The 14,981-nt window shown below is 53.1% G+C and carries 13 protein-coding genes and 2 pseudogenes; 11 read left to right on the top strand and 4 right to left on the bottom strand.

Features of this window, described 5'->3' with window-relative positions:
* Window positions 1-30 precede the first annotated feature (30 nt).
* From AC2FIS_RS18335 to AC2FIS_RS18365, 7 genes are read left to right on the top strand one after another with little or no spacing between them, the layout of a single operon-like run.
* A complete protein-coding gene (locus AC2FIS_RS18335; RefSeq protein ID WP_496774812.1) occupies window positions 31-915 on the top strand; it encodes a carbohydrate ABC transporter permease in 885 nt (294 codons plus the stop codon).
* Window positions 912-1,805 carry a carbohydrate ABC transporter permease gene (locus AC2FIS_RS18340; RefSeq protein ID WP_496774813.1) on the top strand — a complete coding sequence of 298 codons (894 nt, stop codon included), beginning with the start codon at window positions 912-914 and terminating at the stop codon, window positions 1,803-1,805. Before AC2FIS_RS18335 ends, AC2FIS_RS18340 begins: the two co-directional genes overlap by 4 nt.
* Window positions 1,802-2,893, top strand: coding sequence for an ABC transporter ATP-binding protein (locus AC2FIS_RS18345; RefSeq protein ID WP_496774814.1), 1,092 nt, complete (start codon window positions 1,802-1,804; stop codon window positions 2,891-2,893). Before AC2FIS_RS18340 ends, AC2FIS_RS18345 begins: the two co-directional genes overlap by 4 nt.
* 40 nt (window positions 2,894-2,933) lie before the next feature.
* Window positions 2,934-3,644: a FadR/GntR family transcriptional regulator gene (locus AC2FIS_RS18350; RefSeq protein WP_496774815.1), complete on the top strand. Its 711-nt coding sequence runs from the start codon at window positions 2,934-2,936 to the stop codon at window positions 3,642-3,644.
* A gap of 48 nt (window positions 3,645-3,692) precedes the next feature.
* Window positions 3,693-6,125, top strand: a complete 2,433-nt coding sequence (locus AC2FIS_RS18355; protein WP_496774816.1) for a thiamine pyrophosphate-binding protein — start codon at window positions 3,693-3,695, stop codon at window positions 6,123-6,125.
* The gene (locus AC2FIS_RS18360; protein WP_496774817.1) at window positions 6,103-6,783 is read left to right on the top strand and encodes a D-lyxose/D-mannose family sugar isomerase; all 681 of its coding nucleotides are present in this window, start codon (window positions 6,103-6,105) and stop codon (window positions 6,781-6,783) included. Before AC2FIS_RS18355 ends, AC2FIS_RS18360 begins: the two co-directional genes overlap by 23 nt.
* The gene (locus tag AC2FIS_RS18365; protein WP_496774818.1) at window positions 6,780-7,832 is read left to right on the top strand and encodes a dipeptidase; all 1,053 of its coding nucleotides are present in this window, start codon (window positions 6,780-6,782) and stop codon (window positions 7,830-7,832) included. Before AC2FIS_RS18360 ends, AC2FIS_RS18365 begins: the two co-directional genes overlap by 4 nt.
* A 176-nt stretch (window positions 7,833-8,008) precedes the next feature.
* Here AC2FIS_RS18365 and AC2FIS_RS18370 read toward each other — a convergent pair.
* The 4 genes and pseudogenes from AC2FIS_RS18370 to AC2FIS_RS18385 form a co-directional block, all read right to left on the bottom strand.
* Window positions 8,009-8,125, bottom strand: a pseudogene (locus AC2FIS_RS18370) (IS6 family transposase); the annotation flags it as partial.
* A 143-nt stretch (window positions 8,126-8,268) separates the two neighbouring features.
* Complete coding sequence (gene istB, locus AC2FIS_RS18375) at window positions 8,269-9,024, bottom strand: IS21-like element helper ATPase IstB (protein ID WP_496774819.1); 756 nt, start codon at window positions 9,022-9,024, stop codon at window positions 8,269-8,271.
* A 134-nt stretch (window positions 9,025-9,158) separates the two neighbouring features.
* A pseudogene (locus AC2FIS_RS18380) lies at window positions 9,159-9,377 on the bottom strand (transposase); the annotation flags it as partial.
* A 210-nt stretch (window positions 9,378-9,587) separates the two neighbouring features.
* Window positions 9,588-10,985, bottom strand: a complete 1,398-nt coding sequence (locus tag AC2FIS_RS18385; protein WP_496774820.1) for an aspartate ammonia-lyase — start codon at window positions 10,983-10,985, stop codon at window positions 9,588-9,590.
* 231 nt (window positions 10,986-11,216) lie between these two features.
* Between AC2FIS_RS18385 and AC2FIS_RS18390 the strand changes: the two genes are divergently transcribed.
* The 4 genes from AC2FIS_RS18390 to AC2FIS_RS18405 all read left to right on the top strand — a co-directional run bounded on the left by AC2FIS_RS18390 (window position 11,217) and on the right by AC2FIS_RS18405 (window position 14,980).
* A complete protein-coding gene (locus AC2FIS_RS18390) occupies window positions 11,217-12,116 on the top strand; it encodes a LysR family transcriptional regulator (RefSeq protein WP_496774821.1) in 900 nt (299 codons plus the stop codon).
* Window positions 12,117-12,407: 291 nt separating this feature from the next.
* Window positions 12,408-13,556 carry an acetylornithine deacetylase gene (gene argE, locus AC2FIS_RS18395; RefSeq protein WP_496774822.1) on the top strand — a complete coding sequence of 383 codons (1,149 nt, stop codon included), beginning with the start codon at window positions 12,408-12,410 and terminating at the stop codon, window positions 13,554-13,556.
* Window positions 13,557-13,697: 141 nt separating this feature from the next.
* Window positions 13,698-13,847: a hypothetical protein gene (locus AC2FIS_RS18400; protein WP_496774823.1), complete on the top strand. Its 150-nt coding sequence runs from the start codon at window positions 13,698-13,700 to the stop codon at window positions 13,845-13,847.
* A 44-nt stretch (window positions 13,848-13,891) separates the two neighbouring features.
* Entirely contained in the window at window positions 13,892-14,980 is a 1,089-nt protein-coding gene (locus AC2FIS_RS18405) for a hypothetical protein (RefSeq protein ID WP_496774824.1), read from the top strand.
* Window position 14,981 lies beyond the last annotated feature (1 nt).

Genomic DNA, 14,981 nt, shown 5'->3' on the forward strand with positions numbered 1-14,981 from the left:
GGTCATTCTCACGCTGCCCGGAAAATTCTGATGACCTCGTACCTTCGCAGTTCCAAATTCATCGCGAGACTGGCCATTGCACCATTTATTGTGGTCGTGTTGGTCGTCTTTGTGGGCTGTGTGGCATGGTCTATACAGCTGTCATTCACCAGTTCGAAATTGCTGCCAAATGGCGATTTCGTCGGGCTTGATCAGTATGATCGCCTGTTTCGCACGACCCGCTGGATCGTATCGCTTCAGAATATGGTCCTGTTTGGTGTGTGTTTTGTTTCCGGGGCTCTATTGCTGGGGTTTCTACTGGCAGTCTTTATCGATCAACGGATCAAGGGAGAGGGGTTTTTTCGAACCATTTTTCTTTATCCTTATTCCCTTTCATTTGTTGTCACCGGCCTTGCATGGCAATGGTTTTTGAACCCGTCGCTGGGTTTGCAAAAGGCTGTTCGCGAACTCGGCTGGACCAGCTTTACTTTCGATTGGCTAACCGATCAGTCGATGGCGATCTACACCATTGTAATTGCGGCGATCTGGCATGGGTCTGGTCTTGTGATGGCGCTGATGCTGGCGGGACTGCGTGGCGTTGATCCCGAAATCTGGCGTGCATCAAAAATAGACGGAATCCCCACCTGGCGTGTTTATGTCCATATCATTGCGCCGATCCTCGGGCCTGTGATCTTTGCCAGCGTTGTTTTGCTGGCCCTGTCGGTTATCAAAGGCTTCGACATTGTCATTGCTATGACGGATGGCGGGCCAGGCATCGCGACCGAGGTTCCCGCAAAGTTCGTATTGGACCACATTCTTGAGCGCGCCAATGTTGGTCTTGCGATGGCGGGGGCGACCGTCATGCTGCTGACCGTGATTTGTGCCCTCGCGCCGTGGCTTTATTTCCAACATATGCGCAAACGGAGCGCCTTATGACAGTTGTTGATGTGACCACAATTACTGGACCGAAGCCTTCTAAGATCTCTGCGCAGCGAGTTGCCATTTATCTGTTTTTGGTCATCGCATCCGCGTTCTTTCTGATGCCGATCTATATCGTTGTCGTTACGTCGCTGAAGACTATGCCAGAAATTCGACTTGGCAACGTGCTGCAATGGCCGCAGGAATGGACGGTCGAAGGTTGGGTAACCGCATGGGACAGCGCCTGCACAGGCCTTGAATGTGAAGGGATCAAAGTTGGGTTCTGGAACTCGGTTCGTATCCTTGTTCCCAGCCTAATCGTATCGGTTCTGGCCGGCTCTCTGTGCGGCTATATCCTGACATTCTGGACATTCCGGGGCGCTGAGATTTTCTTTGCGGTTTTGTTGTTTGGTGCATTTGTGCCCTATCAGGCGCTGATCTATCCGATGATCCGCATCTTTTCGGCAACCGGTTTGTACGGAACGCTACCTGGGATCATTCTGGTCCATACCATCTTTGGCCTGCCGATTATGACACTGATCTTTCGCAACTATTATTCGACTCTGCCGCCCGAGATTTTCAAAGCAGCGCGGGTGGATGGCGCAGGGTTCTTTGCGATCTACCGGCATGTGCTGTTGCCCATCTCTACGCCGATCATCGTGGTTGCTGCCATTTTGCAGGTCACCGGTATCTGGAACGACTACCTGCTCGGCCTGGTTTTCGGCGGGCGGGAAAATATGCCGATGACAGTGCAACTGAACAACATCGTAAACTCAATCCGAGGTGACGTCTCTTACAACGTAAACATGGCAGCCACGTTGTTGACGGCGCTTGTGCCGTTGGCGGTCTACCTTGTGTCCGGGCGTTGGTTCGTTCGGGGTATCGCAGCGGGGGCAGTAAAAGGATGAACTACGTGACAGCAGAAAGCGCGACGACACATGTAAGCGCCCGTGACCTTTGCATCCGATTTGGTGCCGTTGAAGTGCTGAAATCGCTGAATCTTGATATCCGGCAGGGTGAATTCCTTGTCCTTCTTGGCGCCTCGGGATGTGGTAAATCCACCTTGCTGAACACCATCGCAGGGTTGCAGGAGGCTACCGAAGGACAAATCTGGATCAACGGCGAAAACGTAACCTGGGATGAACCCAAGGACCGAGGCATCGCCATGGTGTTTCAATCCTATGCGCTTTACCCAAAAATGACGGTGCGTGGGAATCTGGGCTTTGGTCTGAAGATGAACAAAGTTCCCAAAGCCGAAGCCGACAAATTGGTCGACGAGGCGGCGAAACTTCTGCAGATTGAGCAGCTTTTGGATCGCCGCCCAAGTGAACTGTCCGGTGGTCAGCGCCAGAGGGTGGCAATTGGCCGAGCCCTCGTGCGCAAAGTCGATGTATTTTTGTTTGACGAACCCCTGTCGAACCTCGACGCAAAGCTGCGTGCCGAATTGCGGGTCGAATTGAAGCGGCTGCACCAGGAACTGGGTGCGACGATGATCTATGTAACCCATGATCAAGTCGAAGCGCTGACACTGGCCGACCGGATCGCGGTTATGAAAGACGGGGTTGTTCAGCAACTTGCATCGCCCGAGGAAATCTATAGCCGCCCCGCGAACAGATATGTTGCACAATTCGTGGGCTTGCCATCGATGAACTTCATAGAAGGCATGGTGACCCAAGCGGGAACGATCGAAACAACCGATCTGTCCATTCCGCTCGAACAATGCAATCTTATTGCCAAACCCGCCGCTGGCACCAGGGTCGAGATCGGCATTCGACCCGAGCATATTCAGCCCGCAGATGATGAAGGATTCACACTGCACGTCAGCCTGGTGGAACTTCTGGGTTCCGAAAGGCTGATCTGGGGAACCGTCGGCGACACCTCACTGGTGATGCGGGCCGATCCTGACAGCACGGTTCAAAGTGGGGACCGGATCAGGATATCCTTGCGGCAGGGTGCATTTAGCGTCTTTGATGCAGAGACGGGGCAAAGGCTTTGACTATGGATAGCGCATTACTAGTGAAGTCAGGGGACTGGTTATGAACGATAAATTGCACGGCCTTACGCGGCTAAACGCGCCGTCAAAATCCGAGGCCGTTGCCGACCAGCTTCTGAGCTTTTTCCGAACGCGAAACTATCAGGAAGGCGACAAGCTGCCGTCAGAGTTCGAATTGATGGAAGCGCTTGGTGTCGGCCGATCTTCGGTCCGCGAAGCGGTGCGCAAACTTCAGGCAATCAATGTTCTGGAAGTCCGGCGCGGTTCCGGCACATATTTGCGCCGGGTTGCGATGAATGATGAAATCATCGTGCCCTTGGCGATCGGACAGGAGCGCCAAAGCCTGTTGATGGCGCTGGATATCCGCCGCGGGCTGGAGGCCGAGGCCGCAGCTCTTGCTTGCACGCGGGGTACTGACGAAGATATCGAGCGCATTCGCATCGCCCTGGAGGAGATGGAGCGGGTTCACAAGGCAACCGGCGCAGCAATCGAAGAAGACTTCGCCTTTCACATGTCGATCTATCGGGCTACTGGCAACGCGATGTTTCAGCAGGTTATTTCCGAAATGCGCGGCCCCTTTGCCCGTTTCTTTTCCCAGCCGTTCGATCGCAAGGATTTTGGCACGCGATCCTTTCCCCTGCACAGGGAACTTTTTGAAGCGATCGCCAGGCGCGATGTCGAAGCGAGCCGTGCAAAGTCAAACGAACTGTTGAACTTCGTTGAACTCGACATTCGTGAAATGTCGGCGTCCTGACACCGGCATTGTCATTTACACCGATAAACCGTCCAGAGGCGACCTGCTATGGCACTTGATCGTAAAACTGTTGACCATCTCGAAAGCATCGAAGCGCGATTGCGATGGATCTCGTCCTGGATGATCTTCAATGCGAACGCCCTGCGCGACAGCCGCGATGGCCTGAAGGTTGGTGGGCATCAGGCATCCTGTGCATCGCTGTGTACGATTATGTCGGTTCTGTGGTTTCATACACTGCGCCCCGAGGATCGGGTCGCAGTGAAACCACATGCCGGCCCGGTGCTACACGCAGCACATTATCTGATGGGACGGCAAAGCCAGGAACAGCTGGAACGGTTCAGAGCCTATGGCGGCGCGCAGGCCTACCCATCGCGCACAAAAGACAGGATAGATGTGGATTTTTCAACCGGTTCTGTCGGTTTGGGCGTGGCAGTCACCGCCTTTGCAGCCATGGTTCAGGACTATCTGCAGACCAAGGGCATGGGCAAAAAGCCGGGCCGCATGATCGCGCTGGCGGGGGATGCCGAATTTGACGAGGGCAATATTCAGGAAGCGTTGCAAGAGGGTCAAAAACACGATCTGCACAACTGCTGGTGGATTGTGGATTACAATCGGCAAAGCCTTGATGGTGTGATTTCCGAAGGCATCAGCACGCGGCTGAAAACCCTGTTTGAGATATACGGCTGGGATGTCGTTGAACTGAAATACGGACATCAGTTGCAGGCCGCATTCGCAGAGCCGGGGGGTGCGCGTTTGCGTGACTGGATCGACGCATGTCCAAACGATCTCTACTCTTCTCTCACATTTCAGAAAGGCGTCGGGTGGCGAAAACGTCTGAACGCCGATTTCGCCGGAGATAACGAGGTTCTCGCCCTGATCGGCGGGCGCGATGATGCGGCGTTGGCAGAATTGATGACGAATCTTGGCGGACACGATGCGGCGTTGATTGCTGAAACCTTCGGGTCGATTGACCATGAACGTCCAGTGGCCTTTATCGCTTATACGGTCAAGGGGTACGGCTTGCCGCTTGCTGGACATAAGGACAATCATTCCGGTCAGCTAAACGCGGCTCAAATGGCAGAACTGCGCGTCGATAACAATGTGCGTGAAGGGCAAGAATGGGAGCCCTTTGAAGGCGCAGTTGACAGAGATGGTTTGAAGAAATTCGTCGACCAGTGTGCAATGAATGTTGATGGCCGCCGACATCGTTCTAAATCAATCCCGGTTCCGTCCTCGCTGGCGGTTTCGATCCCCAAGGAGAGTTCCTCACAAGCCGGGTTCGGCCGTATTCTGGCCGGACTAGCCAAAGGTGATCATGCGCTGTCCGAACGTATCGTGACGATGTCGCCCGATGTTTCAGTTTCGACCAATCTTGGGGCCTGGATAAACGCGCGCGGCTTGTTCGGGCGGAACGAGCAACGCGATATTTTTGCCGATGAAAAGGTCATGTCGGTGCAGAAATGGCATCGCTCTGATACTGGCCAGCATCTAGAGTTGGGGATCGCCGAAAACAACCTGTTCACGCTGTTGGCAGCGGCAGGATTGTCGCATTCACTGTTCGGGGAACGGCTCTTTCCGATTGGCACGCTGTATGACCCTTTCATCGCGCGCGGCCTCGATGCGCTCAACTACGCATGTTATCAGGGTGCGCGCTTCATGCTGATCTCGACCCCATCAGGGGTGACGCTGGCGCCGGAGGGTGGCGCACATCAATCCATCGGAACCCCGCTGATCGGTATATCCCAGGATGGGTTGGCCTATTTCGATCCGACCTATGTGGACGAGCTGGAAGTGATCATGCGCTGGTCGTTTGACTATATGCAGCGCGACGGCGCCGAAGGCGCAGGGGAGCAAAACTGGCTGCGCGATGGGACTGGTGGGTCGGTATGCCTACGGCTGTCTACGCTGGCAATCGAACAACCGACGCGGCAACTCACGCAGGAACAGGAACGTCACATCGTTGACGGTGCCTATTGGTTGCGCCCGCCAGGGCCGGCCTGTGATGTCGCGATCGTATACTCCGGTGTGGTTGGGCCCGAGGCGATAAAAGCCGCCGGAATGCTTTCTGAGGCCCGGCAGAATGTAGCGGTGCTTGCTGTGACGTCGGCAGACAGGTTGACCGCGGGGTGGCATGCGGCCGAACGCGCGCGCCAGCGTGGGCATGAAGATGCGAGATCTCATGTCGAAGCATTGCTTGAGGAATTGCCACGTGACGCCGGTATCGTGACCGTTCTTGACGGGCACCCCACAGCGCTGAGCTGGATCGGCTCCGTTCGAGGTCAGCGGGTCAAACCACTTGGGGTCGAACATTTCGGTCAAAGTGGTGATACGCCAGACCTTTATCATCATTTCGGGATCGACGCGAATGCGATTGCCCATGCTGCACGTGCCGTCGCTCCAGGGAGACCGATTAACTATCTCCGCGCGCTCTCGGACGTCGATGCAAAGGAAAAGCCAGGTGCAACGCTCAACTATCAATGAGCTGATCCGGGAGGGCGACGCGTTCCTGCGCTCTTTTGGGTTTTGTCTCCCTCCGTTTGCTTACTGGACCCCGGATCAAATGGCGATAAATGATCACGACGTGATCGTTCAACGCGGTATGGGTTGGGATATCACCGACTATGGTCAGGGGCGTTTTGATGAGATGGGCCTGTTCCTGTTCACATTGCGCAATGGCCGAGTGGAGGATATCGAGGCCGGTCGCGGCATGCTTTATGCGGAAAAACTGTTGATCAGCCGCAAGGATCAGTTGTCACCAATGCATCGCCATATGCTGAAGGCCGAAGACATAATCAATCGTGGTGGCGGCAAACTGGTGCTAGAGCTGTTTGCCGGTAACGAAGACGGTTCAATCGATCGCGATGGGGATGTCAATATCCCGGTTGACGGCCAGATCAGAACCCTGCCAGCCGGGGGCAGGCTCGCCCTTGACCCCGGTGAAAGCGTGACACTGCTGCCCGGTGTCTGGCATGCCTTTTGGGGTGAAGAGGGGGATGTGTTGATAGGCGAAGTCTCAACGGTCAACGACGACAAAACCGACAATGAATTCGAGATGGATATCGGGCGCTTTGCAACTGTGCAGGAAGATGAAGCTCCCCTGCATCTGCTGGTGTCTGATTACGGAACATATTTGCGGTGACCATTTCGTTTTTTGATGGTCACAATGACGTCTTATTGCGTCTGCTGAAAGATTATCCAGATCGGCCGGCAGAGGCTTTTGTTCAAGGCAGTGCTTCCACTCAGTTGGATTTGCCACGTGCAATCGAAGCCGGTTTTTCCGGTGGGCTATTTGCGGCCTTTGCCCCATCGCCCGAGCGGTTTGAACTGGAGGACTATCAGTCAGAGCAGGGATATTGCGTTCCCATGCCACCGCCGCTGCCATGTGAAGCGGCATACTCGGCAACCATAAAAATGTTCGATCTGCTGGAACAGATTGAATTGCGGTCCGAAGGCAAGCTGCGTATTTGCCGAAACGTGGCTGAAATCGAAACTGCCCGGTTGAACGGCGAGATCGCCGCCGTCATGCATATCGAGGGTGCGGATTGCATCGATGTCGAGTTCACGATGCTGGACAAGCTTGTGGACAGGGGGTTGCGGTCCGTCGGCCTGGTCTGGAGCCGTAACAATATTTTTGCCTCTGGGGTGCCATTTAAGTTTCCTGCAACCCCAGACATTGGCGCAGGCCTGTCTGAACACGGCATGGCGCTGGTCGAAGAGTGTAACCGGCGAAAGCTGCTGATCGATCTGTCCCATCTGAACGAAAAAGGCTTTTGGGATGTGGCCCAGCTTAGTACTGCGCCACTGGTTGCGACACATTCAAACGCATATGAACTTTGTCGCTCACCACGAAACTTGACCGACTTGCAACTAAAGGCGGTCGCCCAAAGTGGTGGCATCGTCGGGATCAATTTTGCGCCCTGTTTTGTCGATGGCATAGGAATGCTGGAGACCTCGGTGCCAATCGAAGCCATTGTGGCGCAAATCCTCTACCTGCTCGACCATCTGGGAGACGATGGCATCGCGCTGGGTTCTGATTTCGATGGCGTGGTAATGCCCGATGCAATTGGGGATGTCACAGGTGTATCAGCAGTATTCGCGGCGCTCTTGGATTCGGGCCTGCCGCAGCAAACACTGGAGAAACTTGCATCACTGAATTGGATGCGAATTTTGAACCAGACGATTGGATAACAATTTATTAATATGATTGCGTGGCATTGCCAACCTGTTTGCGCGTCCTGAACTGGAAAGGCCTAACGCATGAAGAAGCCGTTCAAGGGTGTTGTAACGTTAATTTCCAACCCACGAAGAAAGGCTTTGTTGCAAAGTTTTGAGCTAACCGATCTGTCTTGGCGATAGCAACGAAGTTAGGCTGCCAGTTCAGCGAATTGCCTGAACGGACAGAGTCCGGGCGCGAATTGGCCCTTTCGGATCATGTGTGACACCTCGATGCCAGCAAGTGTTGCTGCAGCTGAGGCAAAGCTGTCAACGGCGGTGAGAAAGTCTGCCATTGGGCGGAGCAAAAGTCGTCCACTGTTTGGGTGACCGGCGCCTTGGCAAACGCGCTCCCAAATAGCTGGCGGTTGCCAAGGCGTCTTGGTCCGTCAGGACCAATCTCTTCTGTGCCTTAGGAATTCTGCCGAGCCCTGCTCTGTGCCAGGCGATAGCTTTCTCCGTTCAATTCCAGGATGCTGACATGGTGGGTCAACCGGTCGAGCAAGGCACCGGTGAGACGCTCGGAGCCGAAGGTTTCCGTCCATTCATCGAAGGGCAGGTTCGAGGTGATCAGGATCGAGCCGCGCTCGTATCGTTGGGAGATCAACTCGAATAGCAACTCAGCGCCGGTTTTGCTGAGGGGCACGAAGCCCAACTCGTCGATGATCAGAAGCTTCTGTTTCACGAGTTGCTTTTGAAGCCGCAGGAGCTGGCGCTCGTCGCGGGCCTCCATCAACTCGTGGACGATTGCGGCAGCGGTTGTGAAGCGAACCGCCAGGCCTTTCTGGCAGGCGGTCAGACCGAGGCCGAGCGCCACGTGGGTCTTACCGGTGCCGCTGGGGTCGAGAGCGATGACGTTTTCGCAGCGGTCGATCCATTCACCGCGCGCCAACTCCAGGACCTGCATCTTGTTCAAAGAAGGGATCGCGGCAAAATCGAAGCTATCGAGGCTCTTGGTCGCCGGGAATTTCGCAGCCTTGTTCCGGCGTTCGATCATCCGCTGTTCCCGGTCAATGAGTTCGAGCTCGATCAGACGGGCCAGGAACTGGACGTGATCTCTCCCTTCGGCAGCGCAGAGCCGAGCCTGCTTGTCGTATTCCCGCAGCATGGTCGGCAGCTTCAGCTTTTTGAGTTGGTGGTTCAGCAGGATCTGTGCCGTCTCTGTCATGTCGAGGTACCTGTTGTCAGGCACATGTAGCTGGCCGGAGATGTCGTCGCCACCCTGGCCCGTGGCAGGAACGGGTAGACATCCAGATCGAGCCTCGGCGGCCGCCGCTCCACCCGACACATCCACACGACCCGCAGAGTGAGACAGATCTCGATTGCCATATCTGAGTAAAGCGATTGACCGCCGCGTGTCTTGCGGCGTGGCGAAGCCCAGTTCCTCACCACATCATCAGAAACCCAGATCGTCACATCACTTCGACGCCGGAGACTTTCGTTGTATTCCGAGCAGTTCGTGACACGATACTTTGCCTTGGGAAACTTGTTGCGACGGGCATTATTGAATTTGTAGGGCATGTATCGCCGCTCGCGTCAGAGTGAGCGTCGGCGATATCGCGGTTCGGCGATCCATGCAACAACGTCGCGGGAGAAGTAATTTGAGTACCGTCTTCTTTCATGGACTAAATATGGCTATCAGTTAGCTGGTAACTATTGGCATGGCTGTTAATCCGTTGTCGTCAGAGGTGGCGTCGGCGTCGTGCGGTTGCAGCGAAACACCATAAATAGTTAACGTACTTGAGCCTGTTGTTTGACCTTGTTTACACCTAGTGCCACGCACACCTGTGGGTTTGTGAGAAGGCCCATTTGCGACGCCGCTTCAGCGACGCTCATTCCTTCGTTCTGTGCAAGTTTCGCTGTTTTTGACGCTAATTCATACCCAATGACCGGGGCCAGAGATGTGGCAAGCGCGAGGCTGTTTGCCAGAAGCGTACGGCACCGATCTTCATCTGCTTCCAACCCGTCAACGCAAAGGCTTGTTAATTGCTGAATGGCAGCAGTCAGCGTCTTGGCTGTTTCAAGAACCTTGTGGATGATGATTGGCTCCATCGCATTTAGCTGCAATTGGCCGGATTCCGCGGCCATCGTGACTATAAGGTCATTACCAATTGCTTGATAACAAACCTGATTTACCATTTCTGGTATGACAGGGTTGATCTTACCGGGCATGATTGACGACCCTGCTTGCACGGATGGCAATCTAATTTCGCCAATACCTGCGCGGGGACCACTGCTGAGCAACCTTAGATCATTGCATATCTTCGAAAGCTTGACGGCGATCCGTTTCAACGTGCTGGAATACATTACGAATGCGCCCAAATCAGATGATGCCTCGATCAGATCGCCCGCGGGGGAGAGGTGCAGGCCGGCAATTTCCACAAGATTGGCAACAACGCGTTCCTGATACCCATCTGGTGTGTTGATCATCGTGCCGATTGCGGTTCCGCCAAGGTTTATCTCACGCAAAAGATCCACTGCCTCTTTCACACGTTGAATGTCCTCGTTGATCGTATATCCGAAGGATGACATTTCAGCGCTTAACGTCATGGGGACGGCATCTTGCAGCTGGGTGCGACCAATTTTGGCAATTCCTTCGAGTTTCGCTGCGCGTTCATAGAACGAAGTACTCAAACCTTGCATAGCTTTGGTGAGATGATCGTTGGTGAACAGAACGGCGAGCCGTATCGCAGTCGGGTACACGTCATTGGTGGATTGCGATTTATTGACATCATCGTTCGGGTGGAAGTAATTGTAATCACCTGAGTTTTTACCCAACTTTCGTAGGGCAAGGTTTGCAATCACCTCGTTTGCGTTCATGTTGGTTGATGTTCCGGCACCGCCCTGAATGACATCGACGACAAACTCGTCATGGTGTTGTCCCGCAATTATTTCATCACAGACACCTGCAATGATGTCCGACTTTGATTGATCCAAAATGCCAAGCTGAGCGTTGGTTTTAGCGCTGGCCTTTTTCACTAGAGCAAGAGCGCGAATAACCTCTGGATAGTGGCTGATCGGAACGCCTGTAATCGGGAAATTGATCTGCGCACGCCGGGTTTGCGAACCAAACAACGCGTTATCTGGGATTTCAATTTGGCCAAGGTCATCGGTTTCAGTACGGGGCATTTGTGTCTCATTTTGATAGGGACGAAGATCGATACTTCACGGGGTTTGCAGGTTTGAGGGCTTTTGTCGGAGCAGAAAGCGAATACCGGTGCTACTAGCGCAGGAGGCAAAGCCGTGGGTTGCAAAGGAAGATTGCATATTGCAATCTTTGCAAGATGCAAAACTTGCAACACGTTTGCATCGAACGCTGACTTCCTATTGTGCTGCAACGACCGGTAAGGGAAATCACGAATGGAAATTGCGTTGCTGGAGGACTTCCTTGCGCTGTCATCGACAAGGGTTTTCGCCAAAGCCGCCGACGTACGAAATATCAGCCAATCCGCATTTACCCGACGTATCAAGAACCTGGAGTTCTGGATCGGCACCCCGCTTTTTGATAGAAGTGTTCACCCTGTAAAACTGACCGAAGCAGGCGAGTCGTTCAAATCCACGGCGTATGACATCATCAGAGCGATGGAAAACGCCCGACAGGAAGCAAAAGGAATAACCAAACAGAACGATGAGATCTTAGTGTTCCATGCCCTGCATTCCTTGGCGATCTCTTTCTTTCCACAATGGTTAACTCAGCTTGAAGAGAAATTCGGCACAATCCGTAGCAGGGTAACAGCAGACGATTTTTCCGGTTGCATCGAGGCCGTGGTATCTGGATCAAGCGATTTTGTATTGAGCTATCACCATCCTGCTGTTCCTTGCTTGTTGGAGAATAAGACGCATCCTTACGTGAACATCGAAAGAGACGTACTCATCGCGGTCAGCGCTGCGGATCGTAATCAAGTGCCTTGCTTTTCGCTGACGGGGAACGAACCTGTGCCCTATCTCAGGCACCCAGCGGATAGTTTTTTGGGTAGGGCGACGCAAATGATTCTGGAAAGGGATGAAAACACGTTCGAGGTGGATTTCAGATACGAAAACTCAATTGCCGAAGCGTTGAAAGCCGCTTGCTTGCAGCGATTGGGAGTATGCTGGATGCCACGGCTGGCAGTGAAGCAAGAGTTGGCCGACGGGAAATTGGTCAAGATCAGCGAAGAGCATCAGGAAATCGACGTCTCTATCCGACTTCACCGCACAGATGAAATCGGAAGGCCATTTGTCGAGCGTTTCTGGGCGTTAAGTTCTTCCATTGTTGCGTGAACGCCAGAGTGCTTGGCGTTTAAGTTCTGATGTTTGATTTGCCCAAATCGGTAATTCAGAAAAGATTTCTTTATGTTGACTGACATGACTGTAAACGCGTCAGAAAATCATCGGTTGATCGCATATGTGCGAGCCAATTTACCACACTGTTTCTTTGTCGATAGAATTGAGCCACGTCGTATTGAGTACATTTCCAGTCAGCCACGGCTGGTGAACTAACACAAAACAAAGAGGGCATCGGCACAGCGCCGCCATGCCGCCTAAAAGACTACAGTAGCAATGGTGACTCGAATGACATCTACATTAGAAATACTGGATAAACTGATTGGTTTTGACACGGTCAGCGCCAAATCCAATCTGGACCTAATTGAGTATGCAGAGAACTTCCTGAAAGGCCGGGGATTTACGACTAACCGTATCCCTGACGAGACAGGTCAAAAGGCGGGCATCTACGCAGAAAAAGGCCCTGCTGGAGATGGGATATTGCTGTCTGGGCACACTGATGTTGTGCCGGTCGAAGGGCAAAGTTGGAGCGGTAATCCGTTCCAGCTTAGGCAAGACGGCGACAAGCTCTATGGCCGGGGTACTACGGATATGAAGGGCTATGTCGCGTCGGTTCTTGCACTGGCGGATCGGTCTGCGCAGGCAGATTTGAAGGAGCCGCTGAAAATTTCACTGTCCTATGATGAAGAAATTGGATGCGTGGGCATTCGCAATATGATGGAACATCTTGTACCTTTGCTTGGCACGCCTCGGGCGTGCTTTGTTGGGGAACCAACCGAGATGCAGGTGGCTATTGGCCACAAAGGAAAAGCTGCGCTGCGTGCTGTTTGTCGCGGTCAGAGCGGCCATTCGGCCCTTGCTCCCCAATTTGTGAACGCGCTGCACATGGCGTCGGACTTCATTGTCGAATTGCGAAATTTGCAGGCTGATCTGGCCAAAAGTGGCGGACGAGATCTTGGTTATGCAGTGCCTTACTCAACGGTGCATGTTGGTAAGATGAACGGTGGCATGGCCCTGAACATTGTCCCGGACCATGCCGAGATAATCTTTGAATATCGCCATCTTGCAGCAGATCGTGCAGAGGACATCTTATCCCGCATCAAGGCTACGGCTGAACGTGTAGAACAATCCTATCGGCGGACGAGCTCAGAAGCTGCGATCGAAATTGATCCGTATAATTGCTATCCTGGTCTTGATGTTACCGAAGCCGCGCCCGTTGTCGCGATGGCGCAAAGGCTGGCTCAGACTGATACAACAACTAAAGTCGCATTTGGAACCGAAGCTGGATTCTTTGACCAACTGGGTATCCCCACTATTGTTTGCGGTCCCGGTTCCATGGAAGGACAAGGGCACAAGCCCGATGAATATGTCTCTTTGGGTCAGATAGTCGCATGCGATGCTATGATGGATCGAATCTTGGCAGAACTCAGGACGTGAAACACGTCACAGATTGGCTGATTGTGAACTGCAGAACCACAAGCCTTAATCCCATCAGATCGAACAACTTTGGGCGCTCGAACTGATCTAAAAGCCTCAGCACTTCACTATCTTTGCACCCATATTTTCGTATTTCTTTAAATGGACCGTGATCCGTTTCGCGACTTTCAACGAGCTGTGGCTATGCACGGAAAAGGCGAAGCAATGCTGTTGTTCTTCGTAATTGCTGCTGAAGATGCCTCTGCGATAGATATTAAAAAATATCATCGATCGCATCAAATCTCCTCCTAAATTGAGCATTTGACGACGATTTTGCCCAGATCAAGGAGGGCCCTATGAATCCGCAGGAAAACAATCCAAGGCTTGGTGCCGAGAACCTTCTAATCAACTGCATTGGTGTGAAGAATGGCGACAGTGTCATCATCATCAAAGAACCCGAGGGGGTAAACTATTATGATGAAGAGGCGCCTGATTTCGTAGCTGAGGTCGCACAGGCTCTTGGGGCGACTGTGACCAAAACAAGAATGGGTGTGCTTAAAGGTCCTGAACATCTGACCGATGAAATGATGGAAACGATCAATTCGGCTGATCATGCGATCTTCTTCTCTCGCATTGGCGATCAGGTTAGATTCACAAAAATCAGCGGCAAGTCCACGAAGACCATGTGTTACGCGTTGGACCTTAAATATCTTGGTTCTCCTTTCTGTACTGTTCCTCATCAATTACTGGAATCGATGCTTGGTAAGCTGGAAGACGCGATTGCCGGCGTGAAAAAATGGCGGATCACCTGCCCTCTAGGCACTGACGTCAGCGGTACGCATGACTATCAGCCACCGGCTGCTGGCACCAAGGCGGGGTTCACTTTGCTGAACTTTCCCATCGGCATTTTCCGGCCAATCAGTTGTTCTGATATGTCAGGGAAGGTTGTTTTGTCCCATTGGCTGACAGCATCCGGCAACAGCACTTATAATCCGGATTACATTCTGTTCAAAAATCCCGTAGTGGCCAATGTTCGTGATGGACGTATTGCCGGATTTGAGGGCGATCCCGAGGCCGTCAAAACAATTGAAGAGCACTATGCGAGAGTTTCTGGCGAGTTGGGAATTGACCCTGATTGTGTGCATTCTTGGCACGCGGGGATAAATGGCCACACATACTACACCGATGCGCCCACAGATAACTTGTGGCGTTGGACAAACCTGACGTTTTCAAGCCCACGGCGGCTGCATTTTCACACCTGCGGAAACTATCCACCGGGTGAAATTGGTTGGTCGATCTATGACCAAACCGTATCGTTTGATGGGATGGATTTCTGGCGTGATGGCAGAATGGTGTTTCTGGACCGACCTGAATTACAAGATATGATCGCAGCACATCCTCGCGGGTCGGAGCTAAGCGAAATTCGCGTCGACATCGGTATTTGAA

This window comes from Ruegeria sp. CDSB113 (genome assembly GCF_059611045.1).

Bases quoted from the DNA above. Each gene is read 5' to 3' on its own strand.
- AC2FIS_RS18335 (WP_496774812.1), top strand. From the start codon at position 31: ATGACCTCGTACCTTCGCAGTTCCAAATTCATCGCGAGACTGGCCATT.
- AC2FIS_RS18340 (WP_496774813.1), top strand. From the start codon at position 912: ATGACAGTTGTTGATGTGACCACAATTACTGGACCGAAGCCTTCTAAG.
- AC2FIS_RS18345 (WP_496774814.1), top strand. From the start codon at position 1,802: ATGAACTACGTGACAGCAGAAAGCGCGACGACACATGTAAGCGCCCGT.
- AC2FIS_RS18350 (WP_496774815.1), top strand. From the start codon at position 2,934: ATGAACGATAAATTGCACGGCCTTACGCGGCTAAACGCGCCGTCAAAA.
- AC2FIS_RS18355 (WP_496774816.1), top strand. From the start codon at position 3,693: ATGGCACTTGATCGTAAAACTGTTGACCATCTCGAAAGCATCGAAGCG.
- istB (WP_496774819.1), bottom strand. From the start codon at position 9,024: ATGACAGAGACGGCACAGATCCTGCTGAACCACCAACTCAAAAAGCTG.
- AC2FIS_RS18385 (WP_496774820.1), bottom strand. From the start codon at position 10,985: ATGCCCCGTACTGAAACCGATGACCTTGGCCAAATTGAAATCCCAGAT.
- AC2FIS_RS18390 (WP_496774821.1), top strand. From the start codon at position 11,217: ATGGAAATTGCGTTGCTGGAGGACTTCCTTGCGCTGTCATCGACAAGG.
- argE (WP_496774822.1), top strand. From the start codon at position 12,408: ATGACATCTACATTAGAAATACTGGATAAACTGATTGGTTTTGACACG.
- AC2FIS_RS18400 (WP_496774823.1), top strand. From the start codon at position 13,698: ATGGACCGTGATCCGTTTCGCGACTTTCAACGAGCTGTGGCTATGCAC.
- AC2FIS_RS18405 (WP_496774824.1), top strand. From the start codon at position 13,892: ATGAATCCGCAGGAAAACAATCCAAGGCTTGGTGCCGAGAACCTTCTA.